Below are 21,553 nucleotides of genomic sequence, written 5' to 3'. Positions count from 1 at the left end.
ACTTTGACCACAGGCTGTGGACAGAGAATTCGTCCACAGCCTGTGGAGGACGCTCGCGCACAAATCCACAAGTATCTGACCTGGGGTGATGGAGTATCAGGGCGTCGGCCTGTGGAAGCAATCTGGACAACTGAACAGTCCCCAGGGTGTGGACGGGGAAAAGTACCCAGATCTGTGGAGAACCCCCTCTGACCGGCGCGTATTCGAACACCGGGGGCCGGGGCGAGCCGTACGGACCGGTCGCGTGGGCCGTACACAGGGGCGGGAACGACGCCATACGTACGGATGCGGCGGACGTACGGGGGGCTCCTGGGCAACGCGAAGGGCGCCCGGGACGGGGTGTCCCGGGCGCCCTGAGAGGCTCTGTGGGCGGTCCGCTCAGCCGTTCTTGATGCGGTTGGTGAGCTCGGTGACCTGGTTGTAGATGGAGCGCCGCTCGGCCATCAGCGCGCGGATCTTCCGGTCGGCGTGCATCACCGTCGTGTGGTCGCGGCCGCCGAACTGCGCCCCGATCTTCGGCAGCGAGAGGTCGGTGAGCTCGCGGCACAGGTACATCGCGATCTGGCGGGCCGTCACCAGGACCCGGCTGCGCGAGGATCCGCACAGGTCCTCGACGGTGAGCCCGAAGTAGTCGGCGGTCGCCGCCATGATCGCGCCGGCCGTGATCTCGGGCGCCGAGTCCTCGCCGCCGGGGATCAGGTCCTTCAGCACGATCTCGGTGAGCCCCAGGTCCACCGGCTGCCGGTTGAGCGACGCGAACGCCGTCACCCGGATCAGCGCGCCCTCCAGCTCACGGATGTTCCGCGAGATCCGGGACGCGATGAACTCCAGCACCTCCGGCGGGGCGTTGAGCTGCTCCTGCACCGCCTTCTTACGGAGGATCGCGATGCGCGTCTCCAGCTCCGGCGGCTGAACATCGGTGGTCAGACCCCACTCGAAACGGTTCCTCAGCCGGTCCTCAAGCGTCATCAGCTGCTTGGGCGGCCGGTCGGAGGAGAGCACGATCTGCTTGTTGGCGTTGTGGAGCGTGTTGAAGGTGTGGAAGAACTCCTCCTGCGTCGACTCCTTGCTCGCAAGAAACTGGATGTCGTCGACCAGGAGGATGTCCACGTCCCGGTACCGCTTGCGGAAGGTGTCGCCCTTGCCGTCGCGGATCGAGTTGATGAACTCGTTGGTGAACTCCTCGGAGCTCACGTAGCGCACACGCGTGCCCGGGTAGAGGCTGCGGGCGTAGTGCCCGATGGCGTGCAGCAGATGCGTTTTGCCAAGGCCCGACTCCCCGTAGATGAAGAGCGGGTTGTACGCCTTGGCCGGCGCCTCGGCGACGGCGACGGCCGCCGCGTGCGCGAACCGGTTCGAGGAACCGATGACGAACGTGTCGAAGAGGTACTTGGGGTTGAGGCGCGCGTGCGGCTCGCCGGGGCCACCGGGCTGGGACGCCGAGGACGACGAGGGGCCGCCCATCGGACGCGGGCCGCCGCCCTGCGGGCCGCCGTGGTGGGGGCCGCCGTGGTGCTGCTGGGACTGCGGCTCGGAGAGATCGTGACGCTCGTGGCGCTCCGGCCGCTGCTGCTCGTACGGCTGCGACTGCTGCTCGTACTGCGGGCGCTCGGGCATCTGCGGCTGCCGGTAGTCGTGCTGCGGCTGCTGCGGGCGGGCGGTCGCGTACGGGTCGCGCTCCTGGAAGCCGCCGAGGCGGGGCTGCTGCCAGGACAGGTCTTCCTGGGCGCGCGGCCAGGCGCCGGGCTCGGGGCGCTGCTGCTGGTAGTCCGGGTACGCGGGGCGCACGGTCGGCAGGCCGTCGTCGGCCGGGCGGCCGTAGGCGTCGTCCTGGTAGCGCGGCGGCTGCTGCTGGGGCGGCGCGGACTGCGGACCGCCGCCCGGGGGCTCGCCCACGGAGTCGTCGACGGTGATCGCGATCCGGATCGGGCGGCCGCACTCACGGCTGAGCGTGTCGCTGATCAGTGGGGCCAGGCGGCCCTCCAGGACGCGCTTGCCCCACTCGTTGGGGACGGCGAGCAGCGCCGTGTCGGCGACCAGGGCGAGCGGCTGGCAGCGCTCGATCCACTGCTTGTCCTTGGGCTCGATGCCCTGCTGGCCCTCCCCGAGGAGCTGCTCCAGCACTCGTGGCCACACTGCGGCAAGATCGGCAGGTACGTCAGCCACAAGGCACGCTCTCTCGCAGGTCCCACGAATGTGTGGTTCTCGGGACGGGATGGAAGGACAGGCAAGGACAGAAAGGAAAAGGTCGGGGTCGAGCCACGGTAGTCGCGGCGACTGACGTGGTTCAAGTTGTTGTCCACAGGCTGTGCACAGTGGGCCCCGTGAAGACGCTGGTTTGACCGGATGGCGTAGCCGCGCGTACCGTAACCAGGTCGAGTTGTCGATGGCTGCTGCCGCCTGCCTCCGATGGGCAAAGATCACGGTCTGTGATCGTGAAGCGGTGCACTCGGGCGTATTGCGAGCTTCGCGAATTGCGAGCTTCTCGTGGGCGCACGGTGACAGCCAGGCGATGTCCCGCCACCACCGAATCATTTCTGGAGCCCCCGAGTGAGCAAGCGCACCTTCCAGCCGAACAACCGTCGTCGCGCCAAGACCCACGGCTTCCGCCTGCGGATGCGTACCCGTGCCGGTCGCGCCATCCTTGCGAACCGTCGTGGCAAGGGCCGCGCCAGCCTGTCCGCCTAATCGCATACAGGTCATGACGTGCTGCCTACCGAGAATCGGCTGAGGCGGCGCGAAGAATTCGCGACCGCGGTACGCCGAGGACGCCGGGCCGGTCGCCCGCTCCTTGTCGTCCATCTACGCAGCGGTACAACGGACCCGCACGCGCCTGGGGAGAGCGCTCCCCCGACGCGTGCGGGTTTCGTCGTCAGCAAGGCCGTGGGTGTGGCGGTCGTCCGCAACCTGGTGAAGCGAAGGCTTCGCCATCTGATGCGCGATCGGCTGTCCCAGCTGCCCCCCGGTAGCCTGGTGGTTGTACGAGCATTGCCCGGCGCGGGCGATGCCGATCATGCACATCTGGCCCGAGACCTGGACGCCGCCCTTCAGCGGCTGCTGGGAGGGGGTGCGCGATGAAGTACCCGCTGCTGGCCCTGATCAAGCTGTACCAGTGGACGATCAGCCCGCTGCTCGGGCCCGTCTGCAGGTACTACCCGTCGTGTTCCCACTACGGATTCACGGCCATTGACCGGCATGGCGCGGTGAAGGGCACGGCACTGACCGCCTGGCGGATTCTGCGGTGCAATCCGTGGTCACCGGGCGGCGTGGACTACGTCCCCGAACGCAAGCGCCCTCGTTGGCACGAGGCGCTGCGCAACGCCTGGCGCGGCAGCAAGGGCGGGCACTTTGCCGCAGAGACCGAGCCCAGCCCGGCCGCAGAGACCTCGCCCAATGCTCAAGGAGCCTGATTAGTGGACACGATTGCCAGTCTGTTCAGCTTTATCACCTGGCCTGTTTCCTGGGTCATCGTCCAGTTCCACAGGTTGTACGGCGCGATCTTCGGGCCGGACACGGGCTGGGCCTGGGGCCTGTCGATCGTGTCCCTCGTGGTGCTGATCCGTATCTGCCTGATCCCGCTCTTCGTGAAGCAGATCAAGTCGACCCGGAACATGCAGGCGCTCCAGCCGAAGATGAAGGCGATCCAGGAGCGCTACAAGAGCGACAAGCAGCGACAGTCCGAAGAGATGATGAAGCTGTACAAGGAGACGGGCACCAACCCGCTCTCCTCGTGTCTTCCCATCCTGGCGCAGTCGCCGTTCTTCTTCGCGCTCTACCACGTGCTGTCGGGCATCGCGAGCGGCAAGACCATCGGCGTCATCAACCAGCCGCTGCTGGAGAGCGCCCAGAAGGCGCACATCATGGGCGCCCCGCTGGCGGCCAAGTTCACGGACAGCGCCTCCAAGGTCGAGAGCCTGGGCGCCACGCTGACCGACGTCCGCGTCGTGACCGCGATCATGATCGTGATGATGTCCGCCTCGCAGTTCTTCACCCAGCGCCAGCTGATGACGAAGAACGTGGACCTCTCGGTGAAGACGCCGTTCATGCAGCAGCAGAAGATGCTGATGTACGTCTTCCCGGTCATGTTCGCCGTGATGGGCATCAACTTCCCCGTCGGTGTCCTCGTCTACTGGCTGACCACCAACGTGTGGACCATGGGCCAGCAGATGTACGTGATCAACCAGAACCCCACGCCGGGCTCGAAGGCGCAGGCCAGCTACCTGGAGCGGCTGAGCAAGAGCATCGCCGCCCACAATGACGTCCGCGGCAAGCGCCGTCGCGCGGTGGTCCAGGCGATCGTGGCCAAGGGCCCGGACCGCAACGACAACGAGCGCAAGTTCATCAGCGGCCTGGCCAAGCAGGGCTTCGCGGCCCAGGCCGACGGCTCCGTGGCCAAGAGCGAGACGGCCGTGGCCGAGGCGGAGGGCGGCGCGCCCAAGCGGCAGCAGCCCAAGCGCCAGACCAAGGCCCAGCGCCAGTCCGGTGCGACCGCCGCGCAGGGTGGCGGCGACGGTGAGGAGCCGGCGAAGACCTCGCTGGAAAAGGGCACGTCGGACGAGGACTCTGCGGAGAAGCAGGACGCGCCGCAGAACGCCAAGTCCAAGACGGCGGGCAAGCCCGCCTCCGGTACCGCACGCAGCAAGGCCCAGTCCGGACAGCGCAAGGGTCAGCAGCGGCCCAAGCACCCGTCCAAGAAGTAAGAAGGAGTCCATCCGTGACGGAAGGCACCATCCCGGCCGCCGAGGGTGTTGACACCCTGTCCCGCCTGGAGCAGGAGGGGGAGATCGCCGCCGACTACCTTGAGGGCCTGCTCGACATCGCCGACCTGGACGGCGACATCGACATGGACGTCGAGGCGGACCGTGCCGCGGTTTCGATCATCAGCGACGCCCACAGCCGTGACCTGCAGAAGCTCGTCGGCCGTGACGGTGAGGTGCTGGAGGCGCTCCAGGAGCTGACGCGACTGGCCGTGCACCGGGAGACCGGCGACCGCAGCCGTCTGATGCTCGACATCGCGGGCTTCCGGGCCAAGAAGCGCACGGAACTGTCCGAGCTGGGTGCCAAGACCGCGGACGAGGTCAAGGACTCCGGCCAGCCGGTGAAGCTCCAGCCCATGACGCCGTTCGAGCGCAAGGTCGTGCACGACGCGGTCGCCGCCGCCGGTCTGCGCAGCGAGTCCGAGGGCGAGGAGCCTCAGCGCTTCGTCGTCGTGCTCCCCGCCTGAGCGGTTCATTGCTTGTTCGGCCCCGTCTGTTCGCAGGCGGGGCCGATCTTTGTCAGCCTGATAGTCAGCCACCCCAGCGCGGGAAGCGCGGTATGGAAGGACGGTCCCCGTGACGGAGGCAGCAGCAGAGCTTCCCCAGGCGCCCGAAGAGGCGCGCGCGGTATTCGGCGAGTACTTTCCGGAAGCCGTCCGGTACGCCGAGCTGCTCGCGGACGCGGGAGTCAAGCGCGGCCTGATCGGCCCGCGCGAGGTGCCCCGCCTCTGGGAGCGCCACCTGCTCAATTGCGCCGTGCTCTCCGAGGTCGTCCCCGAGGGCGTCACGGTCTGCGATGTCGGCTCCGGTGCCGGTCTGCCCGGTATTCCGCTGGCGCTGGTGCGCCCGGATCTGAAGATCACGCTCCTTGAGCCGCTGCTGCGACGCACCAATTTCCTCCAGGAAGTCGTGGAGCTGCTGGGCCTGGACCATGTGACCGTGGTGCGCGGCCGGGCCGAGGAGATGCTGGGCAAGGTGCAGCCGGTGCATGTGGTCACGGCCCGTGCGGTGGCCCCGCTGGACCGGCTGGCCGGGTGGGGTGTGCCCCTGCTGCGTCCTTACGGCGAGATGCTGGCGCTCAAGGGCGACACCGCCGAGGAGGAGATCCAGGGTGCGCGGGCCGCGCTGAGCAAGCTCGGTGTGGTGAATACCTCAGTGCTGCATGTCGGCGAGGGCATCGTGGACCCGCTGTCCACGGTGGTGCGGGTCGAGGTCGGGGAGAGCCCGGGCGGTGTGCGGTTCGCCGCCAAGCGGGCCAAGGCCGCCAGGACCAGCCGTACCAGGCGCCGCCGCTGACCCGCAGGGCCCGCCGAGGGGCGGATGCTCCATAGAAGGTGCGATACGTACGCATTTCGGAGTGTCGTGACGATCTGACCGCAGGGCGCGTGCATCGTGTTTCACGTGAAACGTCGCTCTCTGCTGCATGGAATCATCAGCCGCGGTCGTAATGCCGCGCCGCGCGACCGCAAGCCCTTGGGCGGGGCCCTGGAGTCCCCTTCACGGGCTACGGAGTTGTCCACAGAGGTGGATTCATCCACAGAAGAACGGGCCTCGCTGGTTCACGACCCCGAAAGCATGGCAGGCTCTGTGCATTGCGAGCCTGAAGTCGAGGAGAGTGAATCCTTGCGGTCCGACGCCAACATCGCGGGACCGATGACCGATCCGGTCCCCGGTCCCCGTACCGAATCGGCGGGGGAGGATGTTTCACGTGAAACACCGCCCCCGATGGACGACACCCCCATCGGTCGTGCTGCCCAGCTGGCGGTGGAAGCTCTCGGCCGTGCCGGCGAGGGCCTGCCCCGGCCGGAGCAGACACGCATCATGGTGGTCGCCAACCAGAAGGGCGGAGTGGGAAAGACCACTACCACGGTCAATCTCGCCGCCTCCCTGGCGCTGCACGGTGCCCGGGTTCTGGTGGTCGACCTCGACCCGCAGGGCAACGCCTCCACCGCGCTGGGGATAGACCACCACGCCGATGTCCCCTCGATCTATGACGTCCTGGTGGAGAGCAGACCGCTCTCCGAGGTCGTCCAGCCGGTCCGGGACGTGGAGGGCCTCTTCTGCGCCCCGGCCACGATCGACCTGGCCGGCGCGGAGATCGAGCTGGTGTCCCTGGTGGCACGGGAGAGCCGTCTGCAGCGCGCCATCCAGGCGTACGAGCAGCCGCTGGATTACATCCTGATCGACTGCCCGCCGTCTCTGGGGCTCCTCACCGTCAACGCTCTCGTCGCCGGTGCCGAGGTCCTGATCCCCATCCAGTGCGAGTACTACGCGCTGGAGGGACTGGGCCAGCTGCTGCGGAACGTCGACCTGGTGCGAGGGCATCTGAACCCCACGCTGCATGTCTCGACGATCCTGCTCACCATGTACGACGGCAGGACCAGGCTCGCCTCCCAGGTGGCCGACGAGGTGCGCAGCCACTTCGGCCACGAGGTCCTGCGGACGAGCATCCCGCGATCGGTACGTATCTCGGAGGCTCCGAGCTACGGCCAGACGGTGCTCACCTATGACCCGGGCTCCAGCGGCTCGCTCTCGTATCTCGAAGCCGCCCGCGAGATCGCACTGCGCGGGGTCGGCATCAACTACGACCCGACGCACATCCCCGTGGGCAGTCAGAACAACCAGCACAGCATGTCGGAGGGGATCCAGTGAGTGAGCGACGTAGAGGTCTGGGGCGCGGGCTCGGTGCGCTGATCCCCGCCGCCCCGCAGGAGAAGTCCGTGCCCTCGGTGGGGACGGCTTCCACGTCCCCGGCGGCGGTGCCGGTGCTGACCGCGGAGCGCGGGGTGGCGGCGGCGAAGGTGGCCACGCTCCCGGCGACTTCTGTTTCACGTGAAACACCGGTGCCGGTCCAGGCACACGAGCCGACGGTGCCGCAGCTGAAGGCGCCCGCGGGGGCGTACTTCGCGGAGCTGCCGCTGGACGCGATCACGCCCAACCCGCGCCAGCCGCGTGAGGTGTTCGACGAGGACGCCCTCGCCGAGCTCATCACCTCCATCAAGGAAGTCGGGCTTCTCCAGCCCGTCGTCGTACGGCAGCTGACGCCAGAGCGCTTTGAGCTCATCATGGGCGAGCGGCGCTGGCGGGCCTGCCGCGAGGCGGGCCTGGAGCGGATCCCCTCGATCGTGCGGGACACGGACGACGACAAGCTGCTCCTGGACGCACTCCTGGAGAACCTGCACCGCTCCCAGCTGAACCCGCTGGAAGAGGCTGCGGCGTACGACCAGCTGCTGAGGGACTTCGAGTGCACCCATGACCAGCTGGCCGACCGCATCGGCCGCTCGCGCCCGCAGGTCTCCAACACCCTGCGCCTGCTGCGGCTCTCGCCGCCGGTTCAGCGCAGGGTGGCGGCCGGGGTCCTCTCGGCGGGCCACGCCCGGGCGCTGCTCTCCGTCGACGACTCGGACGAGCAGGACCGGCTGGCGCACCGCATCGTGGCTGAGGGGCTTTCGGTGCGGGCGGTCGAGGAGATCGTGACCCTGCTGAACTCGGAGCCCAAGAGCGCCGCCAAGGCGAAGGGCCCGCGCGCCGGGGCCCGGCTGGCGCCGGCGCTCTCCGATCTGGCCTCCCGGCTCTCGGACCGCTTCGAGACGCGGGTGAAGGTCGACCTCGGTCAGAAGAAGGGAAAGATCGTCGTCGAGTTCGCGTCGATGGACGATCTGGAGCGGATCCTCGGCACCCTCGCCCCGGGCGAGGGACGGGTCCTCAACAAGGGCCTCGCCGAGGACTCCGAGGACGGCGACGAAGTCTGAGCCGGTGACCTGCTCACCGTCTGAGTCACGGCAGTTGTCGTGAAGGGCGGGCTGTGTTCCGATGCATACAGGAACACAGCCCGCCCTTTGCTGTTGTGCGGTATCCGCACTGGCGTTGGGTGGATACGATGCGTTCTGGTATGGCACATCCACCTTGGGCCACTTCGGAGGGAGGGCGGTGAGCCATGCGAACGGTGAGCCGTACCCGACTGGTGACAGCGGGGCTGGGCCTCGGGGCGGTCGGCGGGTTCGTCGGCAGTCTTCTCCGGGAACGGAGTGCACTGGCAGCCGCCCACGGGGCGGCAGGCGAGGGAAGCGAGGAACAGCCTTCATGGGGCGTCGGCTTGTACCGCTCACGCTGGACAACCTTCCGGACCTTCCCAAGCGCTGCCGCGCCTGTGTCTTCTGGGAACTTGACCCAGTCAGCGGAGAGGCCGCGATAAAGGCGGGGACGCCCGAGCTCGAAAAGGAAGCCTGGATATCGGCCGTGCTCCTGGAGTGGGGCTCGTGCGGCCGGGTCGTCTATGTCGACGACGTGCCTGTGGGCTTCGTCCTCTACGCCCCACCCGCGTATGTGCCGCGCGCCACGGCCTTCCCTACCAGCCCGGTGTCCCCCGACGCGGTGCAGCTGATAACGGGGTGGATCATGCCCGGCTATCAGGGCCAGGGGCTGGGGAGAGTGATGGTGCAGACGGTCGCCAAGGATCTGCTGCGCCGAGGCTTCAAGGCCATCGAGGCGTTCGGGGACGCCCGCTGGCACGAGCCCGCGTGTGTGCTGCCCGCCGACCATCTGCTGGCGGTGGGCTTCAAGACCGTACGGCCGCATCCCCGGTATCCCCGGCTGCGGCTGGAGCTGAGGACGACGCTCTCCTGGAAGGAAGACGTCGAACTGGCCCTCGACCGGCTGCTGGGAGCCGTCCAGAAGGAGCCCGCCCTGCGGCCGCTGTAGAACATCACGGCTCTCGCGGAACTCCGCGGCTCTCGGGCGTCCGGACATGCGAACGGGCCCGCCCCCTGATGAGGGGCGGGCCCGTTCGCGCTGTTTCACGTGAAACAGCGCGGCTGGGACTTACTCGCCGATGAAGCCGTCGAGGTCGCGCAGAAGAGCGGCCTTCGGCTTGGCGCCGACGATGGTCTTGGCGACCTCGCCGCCCTGGTAGACGTTCAGGGTCGGGATGGACATCACGCCGTACTTGGCGGCAGTGGCCGGGTTCTCGTCGATGTTGAGCTTGACGATCTCGATCTGGTCGCCGTGCTCCTCCGCGATGGCCTCCAGGGACGGGGCGATCTGGCGGCACGGGCCGCACCACGCCGCCCAGAAGTCCACGAGTACGGGCTTGTCGCTCTTGAGGACGACCTCGTCGAAGTCGGCGTCGGTCACGTTCTTCAGGGTGCCGGCCACGGCAGCCTCCTTGCGAGTGTGGGGTGAGGGGTGGGGAGGGAGGACAGGATCGTTCAGACGGCGGCCGCGGTGGCCTTCTCGTCGTCGGCGAGCGCGGCCAGGAAGCGCTCGGCGTCGAGAGCGGCGGAGCAGCCCGTACCGGCGGCGGTGATCGCCTGGCGGTAGGTGTGGTCCACCACGTCACCGGCGCCGAAGACACCGGTCAGGTTGGTACGGGTGGAGGGCGCGGCGACCTTGAGGTAGCCCTCGTCGTCCAGGTCGAGCTGGCCCTTGAAGAGCTCGGTGCGCGGGTCGTGGCCCACGGCGATGAAGAGGCCGGTCACCGCCAGCTCGGAGGTCTCACCGGTCTTGGTGTTGCGCAGGGTCAGACTGGAGAGCTTCTGGTCGCCGTGGATCTCGGCGACCTCGCTGTCCCAGGCGAACTTGATCTTCGGGTCGGCGAAGGCGCGTTCCTGCATCGCCTTGGAGGCGCGCAGGCTGTCCCGGCGGTGGACGACGGTGACCGACTTGGCGAAGCGCGAGAGGAAGGTCGCTTCCTCCATCGCGGTGTCGCCGCCGCCGACCACGGCGATGTCCTGGTCCTTGAAGAAGAACCCGTCGCAGGTGGCGCACCAGGAGACACCGCGCCCGGAGAGCTTGTCCTCGTTCGGCAGCCCAAGCTTGCGGTGCTGGGAGCCGGTCGTGACGATGACGGCCTTGGCGCGGTGGACGGTGCCGGAGGTGTCCGTGACGGTCTTGATCTCGCCGCTGAGGTCGACGGCCACGACGTCGTCCGGGACCAGCTCGGCGCCGAAGCGCTCGGCCTGCGCCCGCATGTTGTCCATGAGGTCGGGGCCCACGATTCCGTCGCGGAAGCCGGGGAAGTTCTCCACTTCGGTGGTGTTCATCAGGGCGCCACCGGCGGTGACGGCGCCCTCGAACACCAGCGGCTGAAGCGACGCACGCGCGGTGTAGAGCGCAGCCGTGTAGCCGGCCGGCCCGGAGCCAATGATGATCACGTTACGGACGTCGCTCACGGATTTCTTCCTCGTCTCTGCGGACTGCCTACTGCCTACCGGGGCCCGGTCCAGGACTCTCACCCCACCCAACGGATCCTACGGGGCGAGCATTCCCGGAGCGTCTCAGCGACGGGGATAGGCGTGGGTCAGCAGCAGCTTGCCCTTGGCGTCGGGCGCCGCGGTCTCGCAGGCCGCGTCGACGACGTACGCCTGGACCTGTGAGGTGTCCGTGGGGTGCGGAAGGACGACGAGGTATGCCCGGGTCCCCTGGTACTCGCCCGTTTCGGCGGCGAGCGGGGGCTCCGAGGTCCGGCCGGTGCCCGCCTGGACGCACGGCGGCACGGTGACATCGACGCCGAGCTTCGGGGAGTTGGACGTGAGGCCGAGGTCCGGCTTCTTGCCCGACGGGGAGGTCCCGGCGCTCTCCAGCGCGGGCCGCGAGGACAGCAGGGTCTGCACCTGCCCGGCTAGGGAGGTCCCGGAGAAGACGTCCCCGTGCTGCTGGCGGGACGCGATGCCGGACTGCTGGGCGGGGTTGTCGTCGGACGGCTGGAGCGTCTGCACCAGGAAGACACCCACCCCGATCGCCGCCGCGCCGAAGACAGCTCCGAGCACGGCCGTGCGGCGACGCCGAGGGGTGCGGGGGCGGCCGGGTCCGGTGGCTGCCCGGGAGCGCCCGGCCGGGCGGTCCGCCGCGGGAGCGTCGGCAGCGACGGATCCGAGCGATGTTTCACGTGAAACATGCGCCGCGTCCTCGCCCGTCTCGGCGCCGGCAGGCGCTCCCCCTGCGACGGATACCGCGGTCGCCCCCACGGGTACGGGCGTCCCGGTGGGCGCCGTGGCGTCGAGGAGGGCCTCGGCGGCCAGCGCCGCGTCGATCCGGCCCGCGACGTCGGCGGGCATGCGCGGCGGCCCGGGCAAGGTGCCGAGCAGCTCGCGGATCTCCGTCAGGGAGGCGTGGACGTCCGCGCAGAGATCGCAGCCGTCCAGGTGCCGGCGCACGGCGGCCGTACGGGAGGGGGGCAGCAGGCCCTCCTGGAGGTCGGAGATCTCCGAGACGTCCGGGTGCTGAGTCATGTCGGCCGTGGATGTCACGTGCGCCCACCTCCGCCCTTCACAGCAGCAGGATCATTCGGTCCTGCGTCCCTTGGTCCCGACGCAGGTGGGACGGATGTCCCCGGCGTCCGGTTCCTTCCCCCACCGCGCTCCTGGCTATCCCCGGTATCGCCCGCATCACCGCGCAGATGACTGAGCAGGGGTTGCAGCCGCGCCCGGCCCCGGGCGCAGCGGCTTTTGACGGTTCCCACCGGTACGTCGAGGACCTCCGCCGCCTCCGCCACCGGATAGCCCTGCATGTCGACCAGGACCAGGGCGGCCCGCTGTTCGGCCGGGAGCGTCCCCAGCGCCTTCACCAGCTGCCGGTGGAGGTCCTGGCGCTCCGCGGGGGCCTCGGCCGACTCGTGGGGCTCCAGGAGCAGCTCCAGGCGTTCCGCGTCGTCGACCGGCGAGGTCTTGCGGGAGGCCGCCTTGCGGGCCCGGTCGAGGCAGGCGTTCACCGTGATGCGGTGCAGCCACGTCGTGACGGCCGACTGGCCGCGGAAGGTGTGTGCGGCCCGGTAGGCCGACACCAGGGCGTCCTGGACGGCGTCGGCGGCCTCCTCGCGGTCGCCGAGCGTCCGCAGGGCGACCGCCCAGAGTCTGTCCCGGTGGCGCCGGACGAGTTCGCCGAAGGCGTCGGGGTCACCGTCGACATGGCGGGCCAGAAGGTCCTGGTCGCTCGCGCCGCCGTATGTGGCGTCGTCCAACGGTGAGCCCCCTCCCCGCGCTGTCGGATCTTCCTGCCGGACCTTCCGGATCAGCCGGTGAACTTGACGTCCGTTATGGCCTGCTTGTAACCGGCTCCGCTGAAATCGTCGGTGGGTGCGTAGGGCGCCGCCGTGAGCCACAGGACGACATAGCGGGTCTTCACCGGCTTCGTCGCCTTCAGATCGGCCGAGGTGCCGCTCGTCGTCGTGGTCGCGATCTGCTTCATCGAGCCGACCGGCGCGCTCGGCGACATGGAGTCCGCCGCGTACAGCGCCAGCGTGGTGTGGTCGCCGCTGTACCGGAGTGCTATCGACGCCGCCGACACGTCCTTCTCGGACCCGAGGTCGTAGACGATGCCCACACCCTGCTTGAAGGGGGCGAGCTTGGGGCCGTCGTTGTACCTCTTGGAGCGCCAGTACGTGGAGGTGTTGCCGTCGTACGTATTGCCCACGGTTTGGGCACTCTGCAGGTTGCCGTCGGGAGCGTACTCCTCCGCGCCCTGGATCTTCAGCGGCACCGGCGCCTTCGGCTTGTCGCCGTCGCTCTTGTTCGGCTGCTGGGACGTCCCGGACTCGCCGGAGCCCTTGTCGTGGCCCAGGAGGGTGTCCGCGAGCTGCCAGCTGCCGAGGCCGAGCGCGGCGATCAGCAGCGCCGAGACGGCCCACTTGATCGCCTTGCCGGTACGGCCCTGGAGCGTGGGCGGCGGGGCCGGCACGACCTGGGTGACCGCCGGGTGCGGTCCAGCGGGCGGGCGGCCGTAGGTGCCCTGCTGGTAGGTGGTGCGCTGGTACTCGGGCGGCGCGGTGAACGCGGGCTCCGGCGGGCGGATCCGCGGCATCGCCGAGACGGCCTTGACCAGCTCGTCCGGCGTGGTGCAGGCCGGCTCCTGGCGCGACGCGGTGGCGCCGTCGTTGGCCAGTGCCCGCATCGCGAGCTCGGAAAGGCCCCGGTGGACGCCCGCGCGCACCTGGTCGGGTGCGATCAGGCCGACGCCCTTGGGCAGCCCGTGCAGGCCGTAGGCATCGCTGTCGTACGGCCAGCGCTGGGTCAGCGAGGCGTACAGCAGCGCGCCGATCGCCTCCGTGTCGGTCCGCTGGGGCGTGTCGGAGGTGATGCCGCGCAGTGCGGCGTTCACCGCGAGCCCGCGGATGCGGTACTGCCCCGAGGAGGTCCGCAGGACCGCGCCGGGAGTCAGCCGCAGATGCGCGAGGCCCTCGCGGTGGGCCGCCGCCATGGCCTGGGAGATCTGGGTGACCATCTGGTAGGCGTCGTGCGCCTCCAGCGGGCCGGAGGCCAGCAGCGCGGTCAGCTCGGTGGCGTCCGGCAGCCACTCGTGGACCACGTAGACGAGGTCGTTCTCCTCCACCGCGTCCAGGACCTGGACGAAGCGCGGGTCTCCCAGGAGCGCGGACGAGCGGGCGGCCGCCAGCACGGAACGCGCCCGCGGGTGGTCCGCCGGGAGCAGATGGACCCCGACGGCGCGGCGGAGCTTTTCGTCGACCGCCCGCCAGCTGCTGAAACCGTCCAGACGGGTGACGCACTCTTCGAGCCGGTAGCGTCTGGCGAGCTTGTGGCCGCTGTGCAACTCCGGTGTGGCGATGGAGGGCTCGGCGGGCTTCCGTTCACCGCCCGTGTCGCCGGGGCCCTGCTCCGCCGTGTCTGCCGTATCGATGGATTCCGCCACCCCGTCGGTCGTGGCCCCGTCCGCCTTGGCGGTCAGCGGGTTCTCGCCGCTGTTGTCGGCCACGTCGACGGCAGCCGTGCTACGTTCCGCCACCGTCGTTCCTGCCTCCCCATCCGTTGCGTGCTGTCGGCCAGCCATGCAAAGTCCTGCCAATTGTGCCCACAGTCCGGCGCTATGCACGACACACGGCGGCGGACGATGGTTGTGCGCGAGTGAACGGACTCAGCGTCCGAGCCGTCCCCGCACCATTCCGACCATGGAGTTGAGCTCCTCGATCCGCATCTTCTTCGCCGCGACGAAGAAGACACCGAGCAGCACGGTCCCGCCCGCCACGAGTGCGACCAGCGAGCCGAGCGCCCCCTGGCCGAGCCCCTTGAGGACGACGTAGCCCAGCGCGCCGCCCATCGCGGCCGCCGGGACGGCCGCCAGGGACAGCCTCGCGTACGTACGCAGGACGCGCGTTCCGTCCAGGTCGCCGCCCAGACGGTTGCGCAGCCGGCGCCAGGCCACCCCGACGCCCACCGCGTAGGCCAGACCGTACGCGCCCGCCATCCCCACGACTGCCCACTGGGCGGGCAGGATCACATAGCAGGCGGCCGAGGCCGCGGCATTCACCGCGGCCACGATGACCGTGTTGTAGAACGGCGTCCGCGTGTCCTCGTACGCGTAGAAGCCGCGCAGTACGACGTACTGCACCGAGTACGGGATCAGCCCCAGTGCGAACGCCATCAGGATGAAGCCCATGGACCGGCCCGCCTCGACGCCGCTGCTGGAGTACAGCAGGGTGCACATCGGGACGCCGAGCGCGAGGAACATGAAGGAGACGGGGACGATCGCGACCGCCGAGTTGCGCAGGCCCTGCGAGATGTCGTCGCGGACCGCGCCCGGGTCGTTGTCGTGCGCGGCGCGGGAGATGCGCGGCAGCAGCGCCGCCATCACCGAGACGGTGATGATCGCCTGCGGCATGCCCCAGATCAGCTGGGCGTTGGAGTAGGCGAGGAAGCCGGCTCCGTGCTCCCCGGAGGCCTTTCCGGCCGCCGTGGCGAGCTGGGTGACGACGAGGACGCCGGCCTGGTTGGCGAGCACGAACAGTACGGTCCACTTGGCGAGCTGGACCGTCTTGCCGAGACCGTGGCCCCGCCAGTCGAAGCGCGGCCGGAAGCGGAAGCCGGTCTCCCGCAGGTACGGGATCATCGCCAGAGCCTGGACGACCAAGCCGAGCAGGGTGCCGAGGCCCAGGAGGCGAATGCCCTCCGGCGGGATCGTCTGCACGCCCATGCGGGACTCGGCCGACGTGCCGTACACCCAGATGAACAGGCCGAACGTGCCGATCATGACGATGTTGTTGAGGACCGGGGTCCACATCATCGCGCCGAACTTGCCGCGGGCGTTGAGGATCTGGCCCATCACCACGTGCACACCCATGAAGAAGATCGTGGGCAGGCAGTAGCGGGCGAAGGTGACGGCGACGCTGTTGGCGGCCGTGTCGTCGGAGATGGTGCCCGACATCAGCTTGATCAACAGTGGAGCGGCGAAGACGACGATGGCGACGATGGCGCCCAGCGCCACCATGACCAGGGTGAGCAGCCGGTTGGCGTACGCCTCGCCGCCGTCCTCGTCGTCCTTCATGGACCGCACCAGCTGCGGCACGAAGACGGAGTTGAGGCCACCGCCGACGGTGAGGATGTAGATCATCGTCGGCAGGGTGTACGCGATGGTGTACGTGTCGCCCAGCAGCGAGGTGCCCAGCGCGGCGGTGATCACCAGGCTGCGGACGAAGCCGGTCAGGCGCGACACGAGCGTGCCCGCTGCCATCACGGCGCTCGACTTGAGCAGCCCGGAGGCGCGGCCGCCGGACTTCTGCTGTGGCGTGGCGGGCAGCGGCTCGGGCTCCGGGGAGGCCGGTGCCGGACCGGACCCCTGCTGGTCGCGGTAGAGGTACGCGAAGGCGTCCTGCTCGGACGGCTCCTCGCCCGCCTGGGTGACCAGGGCGTCGACGCCCACGAACTGCGTGGTGCGGGCGGTGTCGCCGTACGGCAGACGGCGCGAGGGGCCCTCCGGCTCGGGCGGCGGGGTCTGGGCCCAGATCCGGGGGTCCGGTGCGTACTGCTGGGCGGGCGGCTGCTGGTAGAGCGGCTGCGGCTCGGCGTAGGTGCCCGGGGGCGGCGGCGGGTGCGCGGCGCGGTCGTACAGCGCCTCGGTCACCGGGTCCTGGGCGTACAGATCCTGCGCCCGGTACGGATCGTTGCCGTAGGCGTCCTGGAAGTACGGGTCCGGCACCGGCTGCTGCGGCGGCACCTGCTCGGCGTAGGGAGGCACCGGGGGCGTGTTGCCGGACGACGCGGAGCCGCCGCCCGCGCCCTGCCCGCGGTCACCGTCGTACGGCGCGTTCATGGTTACCCCACCTCATCGTCCCCGGCCTGGCCGGCCACGGTGCATAGCGATAGCTCAATGCTCCACTTTCTCACCCGTGCCGGGCGAGGCCCCGCTTTGCGGACCGGTGTCCGGTGTCGGGTCACTCGGCTGCTCGGGATCGTCGCCGCCGTCCGCCTCCGCTCCGTCGCCTTCCCCGGTCTCCCCGGCCGCCTTCCGGGCCGTCGACCGCTTGCGCTGGGTGTACATCCTGATGCCCGCGAGGACGAGCAGCAGAACACCACCGGCGATCACCAGCATCACGGTGGGGGTGATCTCGGAGACCTTGACCGTGAACTCCATCGGATCGCCGTACGGCGTGCCGTCCTGCGTGTAGAGCCGGGCGGTCACCTGTACGGGGCCGTTGGCGTTAGCGGTGGCCGTGAACTTCACCGACTGGCTGTGACCGCCGTCGATCTTGACCGGCTGTCCGCCGTTCGCGTCCTCGTTGGTGGTCACTTTCAGGCGGGAGGGATTGCTCGGCTCCAGCTTCAGCACCAGATTGCCCACGGGCTGGACCAGCTGGTTCTGCACGGTGACGGCAAGGGTGGCGCTGCGCCCCGACATGGTCGCCGTGGACTTCTGGATGAGCCGCACCTCGCCGGTGAGCCCGTCCAGATAGCTCTGCACCCCGGCCCGGTAGATCACGGCCCCTTCGCGGTCGCCGCGCCAGGACGTCGACATCTCGCGGTTGACGGCGTTGCCGAAGGGCGTGACGACGCGGTCGGGCGCGGTCAGGATGACCTTGAACTTGTCCAGGGTGCCCTGGGTGCTCTTCATGTCCTGGAACGCCTGCACCGGCAGTTCCTGCCTGCGTAGCGACCCGGGGTACGAGGAGGAGCCGGGCACCCGGGCGGTGGCGCGCGCGTCCGGCTTGGCCGTGGCGGCCGCGGTGAGGTCGAGGGGCTCGGTCCAGCGCTGCGCGCTCAGGGCGCGGATGGCGTTCGCCATCGTCTGGGCCTGGCTGGCGGACGGCATCCGCTGCGGGGCGACGACGATGCTGCGCTGCTTCTCGGTGTCCTGGAGCGTGATCGCCAGCGTCTGGGCGAGGAACTCCTGGACGGCCCGGGTGGAGTTCCCGGCCCTGGACATGTCGCCCTCGAACGCCGTCGAGAGGCGGGCGTCGGAGACCACGGCCGTGGTGCCGCCGCCGATCGGCCGCGCGGCCGACGGCGAGTACAGGAGGCCGCCGGTCTCGCGGAGGCTGTCGCTGCGGGCGATCACGTTGTGGGCGCCCGCCGAGGTGGCCACGTCGACGATCGAGGGGTCGACCGCGCCCTCCACCGGCCAGGTGAAGTCGACCGAAGGCGTCACATGGAGGATGGTCTCCACGGTCTTCTCGGCCACCTCGGTGGCCCCCTGCAGATGGCTCAGCGACCCGGAGACGTCCTTGCCGCGATGGGCGAGCGAGGCCAGGTCCGGGTCGGCGAAGGGCAGCGCGACGACCTTCTCGCCCTGTACCGCGTCCTCGAGCTCGCCCAGCCACTGCTTGGCCACGTCCTGGTTGGTGCCCGGCACATCGGTGTCGCCGGACTTGACCCGGTAGTTGCGGGTCATCGCGTCGACGCTGGCGAGCAGATCGGGGTCGATCACCCAGGTCACCGGCAGCTGGCTGCCCAGCGAGACCATCCGCTCCAGCCGGCCGCCGGGCGCGAGCTCCGCGGCCAGCGTGTCGTCGGCGAAGACCGGGGTCTGCTGCTCGTCCGAGCCCGTCTGCGCGGTGAGGTGGGTCGACGACATCAGCGGCCACATATAGGTGAGCTGTGACTTCTTGCCGTCGACGGCCTCGGGCTGCCACGGCAGGAAGGTCCGCTGGATGCCCAGGACCTGCTCGTACTGCTGGTTCGCCGTCTGCCCGGACAGGGAGACGCCCAGCTGGTAGACGCCGTCGCCGCCCAGCCCCAGCTTGCTCACCGGCACCGAGAGGGTGAAGTCCCGGCTGATCCCGGGGGCAAGCTTCGCGAACTTGACCGTGTACTTGTCACCGACCTCGGCCGGGTCCAGGCCCGGCGCGTAGCCGCTGCGCTGGGAGGCGTCGTCGATCGCGGTCCGGCCGTTGAGCCGCTGGCCCACCCGCAGGCCCACATGGGCGCCTGTGACGGTCTGCTTGCCCGTGTTGGTGACCGTGCCGGAGATCGTCAGCGTGTCGCTCTTGACGGGGGCGCTGGGGGACATCGAGTCGAGCGTCATCTGGACGGTGCGCGAGACCGGAGCCGCTCTGCCCGGTGCGGCCGCCCCGGTGGCGTGGGCCGCCGTGGTGGCGGCCGTGCCGGAGAGCAGACCGGCGATCAAGGGGGCGCCGACGAGCAGCGCCGCTGAGCGGCGCAGCCACCGGCGGGCAGGAGAGGGGCCCATCCCCTGAGAATCTGCCGCCTCGGCCACGCGTCGCCCGTCCCTCGTCGTCGTCAGCTGTGTCGGTGATTGTCGATTCCTGCGTCCACGCATGGTAACGAGGTGGACTGTGGCGAAGTGCCGTGGACTGCTCCACGTGATCGGAAGAGTGTGCCAGGGAGCCAGGCGAGGCGGCTTCCCGGGGCCGTGGAGAGCCCGCGAGGACGGGTGAGCCGGGGCGGGCGGAAACGGTGACGCCCCGGTCGGCCGGGGCACGTACCCTTTTCTGTTGTGCCGAACGCCAACGAAGACAACCCCAGCGCCCTGAGCCAGGTGCAGCGCCGCGCGGTCAGCGAACTGCTGCGGGTCTCCCCGGTCGCCGACGACCTCGCCCGCCGCTTCCAGGAGGCCGGGTTCTCGCTTGCCCTGGTAGGCGGGTCGGTACGGGACGCGCTCCTCGGCCGGCTCGGGAACGACCTGGACTTCACGACCGACGCCCGCCCCGAGGACGTGCTGAAGATCGTGCGCCCGTGGGCGGACGCGGTCTGGGAGGTCGGGATCGCGTTCGGCACCGTCGGCTGCCAGAAGGACGGCTACCTCATCGAGGTGACCACGTACCGCTCCGAGGCGTACGACCGCACCTCGCGCAAGCCCGAGGTGTCCTACGGCGACTCCATCGAGGAGGACCTGGTCCGCCGCGACTTCACCGTCAACGCGATGGCCGTGGCACTCCCCGAGAAGGAGTTCATCGACCCGCACGGCGGCCTGGAGGATCTGGCGGAGCGCATCCTGCGCACCCCCGGCACCCCGGAGGAGTCCTTCTCCGACGACCCGCTGCGCATGATGAGGGCCGCGCGTTTCGCGGCCCAGCTCGACTTCGAGGTGGCCTCCGAGGTCGTCGCCGCGATGACGTCGATGGCCGAGCGGATCGAGATCGTCTCTGCCGAGCGCGTGCGGGACGAACTGAACAAGCTGCTGGTCTCCGTACACCCGCGCGAGGGGCTGCGGCTGCTTGTGGAGACCGGGCTCGCGGACCACGTGCTGCCCGAGCTTCCCGCGTTGCGGCTGGAGAGTGACGAGCACCACCGGCACAAGGACGTCTACGAGCACTCGCTCACGGTGCTCGACCAGGCCATCGCCCTGGAGAAGGACGGCCCCGACCTGGTGCTGCGCCTCGCCGCTCTGCTGCACGACATCGGCAAGCCGAGGACGCGCCGGTTCGAGCAGGACGGCCGGGTCTCCTTCCACCACCATGAGGTGGTCGGCGCGAAGATGACCAAGAAGCGCATGACCGCGCTGAAGTACTCCAACGACATGGTCAAGGACGTCTCGCGTCTGGTGGAGCTGCATCTGCGCTTCCACGGCTACGGGACCGGCGAGTGGACCGACTCGGCGGTGCGCCGGTACGTACGCGACGGCGGGCCGCTCCTGGCGCGGCTGCACAAGCTGACCCGCTCGGACTGCACCACGCGCAACAAGCGCAAGGCGACCGCGCTGTCGCGGGCCTACGATGGGCTGGAGGAGCGGATCGCGCAGCTCCAGGAGCAGGAGGAGCTCGACTCGATCCGCCCGGACCTGGACGGCAACCAGATCCAGGAGGTCCTGGGGATCGGGCCCGGCCCGGCGATCGGTCAGGCGTACAAGCACCTGCTGGAGCTGCGCCTGGAGAACGGGCCGATGGAGCATGACGCGGCCGTCGCGGCGCTCAAGGAGTGGTGGGCCCAGCAGGGCTGAGGTCGGCCACGAGGCCGTTTCACGTGAAACATGCGCCGTGGTTTCACGTGGAACACGGCGACCGGTCGATATGCCCGGGGGCGGTGTTTCACGTGAAACACCGCCCCTGAGGTCCCTGCTACGACTACTTCTTGTAGTTCTCCAGGCAGAGGGTGAAGTCCTTGCTGCCGCCCGTCTCGGTGTACTCCGAGTACTTGTTGCGGTCGCAGCCGCCGGCGTCGTCCTTCTTCTGGACAACCTTGTACTTGGCCTTGGAGTCGCCGCAGTCCACGACCTTCAGGTCCGGGTTGGTCGTGGAGTCGGGGTTGCCGATGCTCATGCAGTCGCCGACCTTGGCGGTGTCGGCGTCATGGCGGCTGGTGTACCAGCCCACGGCCGCGGCGATGATGACGCTCACCACGACGAAGATCCGGACGATCTTCTTGACGTTGCGGCGCGGCGGGGCGGGCGCCGGCGCGTGGGGTATCGGACCGCCCTGGTTGAAGTAGGGCGACTGCTGCGGCGGGACTCCCGGCTGACCCGGCTGCTGACCGTACGGCGCGCCTCCCTGCGGCTGCCCGTACGGGGCTGCGCCCTGCGGTTGTCCGTAGGGAGCGTTGGGCTGCGGCGCGTACGGGTTCTGGCCCTGGGGCGGCGGAGTGGACACTTGGGGGTTCCCCCTTGGTGAAAAACAGATG

The 21,553-nt window shown here is 69.5% G+C and carries 19 protein-coding genes; 10 read left to right on the top strand and 9 right to left on the bottom strand.

Features of this window, described 5'->3' with window-relative positions:
- Nucleotides 1-378: 378 nt before the first annotated feature.
- Nucleotides 379-2,166, bottom strand: coding sequence for a chromosomal replication initiator protein DnaA (dnaA, locus tag ACZ499_RS01135; RefSeq protein ID WP_468670878.1), 1,788 nt, complete (start codon nucleotides 2,164-2,166; stop codon nucleotides 379-381).
- A gap of 384 nt (nucleotides 2,167-2,550) precedes the next feature.
- On the opposite strand from dnaA, the gene rpmH reads away from it, so the two are divergent.
- From rpmH to ACZ499_RS01090, 9 genes are all read left to right on the top strand, one after another.
- Nucleotides 2,551-2,688 carry a 50S ribosomal protein L34 gene (gene rpmH, locus ACZ499_RS01130; RefSeq protein ID WP_006381191.1) on the top strand — a complete coding sequence of 46 codons (138 nt, stop codon included), beginning with the start codon at nucleotides 2,551-2,553 and terminating at the stop codon, nucleotides 2,686-2,688.
- A gap of 18 nt (nucleotides 2,689-2,706) precedes the next feature.
- Entirely contained in the window at nucleotides 2,707-3,078 is a 372-nt protein-coding gene (gene rnpA / locus ACZ499_RS01125) for a ribonuclease P protein component (protein WP_468670876.1), read from the top strand.
- The gene (gene yidD, locus ACZ499_RS01120) at nucleotides 3,075-3,410 is read left to right on the top strand and encodes a membrane protein insertion efficiency factor YidD (protein ID WP_385536129.1); all 336 of its coding nucleotides are present in this window, start codon (nucleotides 3,075-3,077) and stop codon (nucleotides 3,408-3,410) included. The genes rnpA and yidD overlap by 4 nt, the downstream gene beginning before the upstream one ends.
- Nucleotides 3,411-3,413: 3 nt before the next feature.
- Nucleotides 3,414-4,700 (top strand): membrane protein insertase YidC, encoded by a 1,287-nt coding sequence (gene yidC, locus ACZ499_RS01115; protein WP_468408147.1) that lies wholly within the window; start codon nucleotides 3,414-3,416, stop codon nucleotides 4,698-4,700.
- A 14-nt stretch (nucleotides 4,701-4,714) separates the two neighbouring features.
- Nucleotides 4,715-5,224 (top strand): Jag family protein, encoded by a 510-nt coding sequence (locus ACZ499_RS01110; protein ID WP_468670871.1) that lies wholly within the window; start codon nucleotides 4,715-4,717, stop codon nucleotides 5,222-5,224.
- Nucleotides 5,225-5,333: 109 nt separating this feature from the next.
- Complete coding sequence (gene rsmG, locus ACZ499_RS01105; protein WP_385536133.1) at nucleotides 5,334-6,053, top strand: 16S rRNA (guanine(527)-N(7))-methyltransferase RsmG; 720 nt, start codon at nucleotides 5,334-5,336, stop codon at nucleotides 6,051-6,053.
- A gap of 279 nt (nucleotides 6,054-6,332) precedes the next feature.
- Complete coding sequence (locus ACZ499_RS01100; protein ID WP_371653687.1) at nucleotides 6,333-7,409, top strand: ParA family protein; 1,077 nt, start codon at nucleotides 6,333-6,335, stop codon at nucleotides 7,407-7,409.
- Nucleotides 7,406-8,509, top strand: a complete 1,104-nt coding sequence (locus ACZ499_RS01095) for a ParB/RepB/Spo0J family partition protein (protein ID WP_468408150.1) — start codon at nucleotides 7,406-7,408, stop codon at nucleotides 8,507-8,509. The genes ACZ499_RS01100 and ACZ499_RS01095 overlap by 4 nt, the downstream gene beginning before the upstream one ends.
- 331 nt (nucleotides 8,510-8,840) lie before the next feature.
- A complete protein-coding gene (locus tag ACZ499_RS01090) occupies nucleotides 8,841-9,458 on the top strand; it encodes a GNAT family N-acetyltransferase (RefSeq protein ID WP_385536139.1) in 618 nt (205 codons plus the stop codon).
- Between the two features lie 120 nt (nucleotides 9,459-9,578).
- On the opposite strand, the gene trxA is transcribed toward ACZ499_RS01090, so the two are convergent.
- The 7 genes from trxA to ACZ499_RS01055 form a co-directional block, all read right to left on the bottom strand.
- Nucleotides 9,579-9,911, bottom strand: coding sequence for a thioredoxin (gene trxA, locus ACZ499_RS01085; protein WP_468670865.1), 333 nt, complete (start codon nucleotides 9,909-9,911; stop codon nucleotides 9,579-9,581).
- A gap of 53 nt (nucleotides 9,912-9,964) precedes the next feature.
- Nucleotides 9,965-10,927, bottom strand: coding sequence for a thioredoxin-disulfide reductase (trxB, locus tag ACZ499_RS01080; protein ID WP_468670863.1), 963 nt, complete (start codon nucleotides 10,925-10,927; stop codon nucleotides 9,965-9,967).
- 105 nt (nucleotides 10,928-11,032) lie between these two features.
- A complete protein-coding gene (locus ACZ499_RS01075; protein WP_468670861.1) occupies nucleotides 11,033-12,004 on the bottom strand; it encodes an anti-sigma factor family protein in 972 nt (323 codons plus the stop codon).
- Complete coding sequence (sigM, locus tag ACZ499_RS01070; RefSeq protein ID WP_385536147.1) at nucleotides 12,001-12,714, bottom strand: RNA polymerase sigma factor SigM; 714 nt, start codon at nucleotides 12,712-12,714, stop codon at nucleotides 12,001-12,003. Before sigM ends, ACZ499_RS01075 begins: the two co-directional genes overlap by 4 nt.
- A gap of 50 nt (nucleotides 12,715-12,764) precedes the next feature.
- On the bottom strand, nucleotides 12,765-14,492 hold the full coding sequence (locus ACZ499_RS01065; RefSeq protein WP_468670858.1) for a protein kinase family protein: 1,728 nt from the start codon (nucleotides 14,490-14,492) through the stop codon (nucleotides 12,765-12,767).
- A gap of 129 nt (nucleotides 14,493-14,621) precedes the next feature.
- Nucleotides 14,622-16,793, bottom strand: coding sequence for a murein biosynthesis integral membrane protein MurJ (murJ, locus tag ACZ499_RS01060; RefSeq protein ID WP_468670855.1), 2,172 nt, complete (start codon nucleotides 16,791-16,793; stop codon nucleotides 14,622-14,624).
- A 54-nt stretch (nucleotides 16,794-16,847) separates the two neighbouring features.
- Nucleotides 16,848-19,193 carry a DUF6049 family protein gene (locus tag ACZ499_RS01055; RefSeq protein WP_468670853.1) on the bottom strand — a complete coding sequence of 782 codons (2,346 nt, stop codon included), beginning with the start codon at nucleotides 19,191-19,193 and terminating at the stop codon, nucleotides 16,848-16,850.
- A 240-nt stretch (nucleotides 19,194-19,433) separates the two neighbouring features.
- Here ACZ499_RS01055 and ACZ499_RS01050 point away from each other — a divergent pair, with 240 nt between their 5' ends.
- Nucleotides 19,434-20,876 (top strand): CCA tRNA nucleotidyltransferase, encoded by a 1,443-nt coding sequence (locus ACZ499_RS01050; RefSeq protein ID WP_468670849.1) that lies wholly within the window; start codon nucleotides 19,434-19,436, stop codon nucleotides 20,874-20,876.
- Between the two features lie 124 nt (nucleotides 20,877-21,000).
- On the opposite strand, the gene ACZ499_RS01045 is transcribed toward ACZ499_RS01050, so the two are convergent.
- Nucleotides 21,001-21,522, bottom strand: coding sequence for an LppU/SCO3897 family protein (locus tag ACZ499_RS01045; protein ID WP_468670847.1), 522 nt, complete (start codon nucleotides 21,520-21,522; stop codon nucleotides 21,001-21,003).
- Nucleotides 21,523-21,553: the final 31 nt, after the last annotated feature.

This window comes from Streptomyces sp. NPDC031265 (genome assembly GCF_055570295.1).
The sequence above is the reverse complement of the archived record's forward strand: the minus strand, read 5'-3'. Positions and strand labels throughout refer to the sequence as shown.

What these genes read in the sequence shown, in the direction of transcription:
- yidD (WP_385536129.1), top strand. Translation starts at nt 3,075, where the DNA reads ATGAAGTACCCGCTGCTGGCCCTGATCAAGCTGTACCAGTGGACGATC.
- ACZ499_RS01100 (WP_371653687.1), top strand. Translation starts at nt 6,333, where the DNA reads ATGGCAGGCTCTGTGCATTGCGAGCCTGAAGTCGAGGAGAGTGAATCC.
- ACZ499_RS01090 (WP_385536139.1), top strand. Translation starts at nt 8,841, where the DNA reads ATGGGGCGTCGGCTTGTACCGCTCACGCTGGACAACCTTCCGGACCTT.
- murJ (WP_468670855.1), bottom strand. Translation starts at nt 16,793, where the DNA reads ATGAACGCGCCGTACGACGGTGACCGCGGGCAGGGCGCGGGCGGCGGC.